At 72.5% G+C, this 255-nt stretch carries 1 protein-coding gene; it reads left to right on the plus strand.

Annotation, left to right across the window (positions count from 1 at the left end; genetic code table 11):
• Positions 1 to 74 precede the first annotated feature (74 nt).
• On the plus strand, positions 75 to 255 hold a 181-nt coding region (locus tag PU724_RS34050), incomplete at its 3' end, for a condensation domain-containing protein (RefSeq protein WP_426213869.1).

Raw genomic sequence — 255 nt, forward strand, 5'->3', positions numbered from 1 at the left:
CTGGCGCCCCGGCCTGTCTCGGCTTGCCGACGGACCGTCCGCGGCCGGCGCAGCAGTCGTTTGCCGGGGCCGGTGTGGGGGTCGTCATCGATGCGGCTCTGACGCGGGGTCTGAAGCGGCTGAGCCGCCAGCATGGCACGACGGTGTTCATGACGGTGCTGGCGGCCTGGGCGGCGGTGCTGTCGCGCCTGTCCGGGCAGGACGATGTCGTGATTGGCGTGCCGAGCGCCAATCGCGGCCGGCACGAGGTGGAAG

Origin of the sequence: Mesorhizobium abyssinicae, from assembly GCF_049887195.1 — a bacterium.
Classification (GTDB): Bacteria; Pseudomonadota; Alphaproteobacteria; order Rhizobiales; family Rhizobiaceae; genus Mesorhizobium; species Mesorhizobium abyssinicae.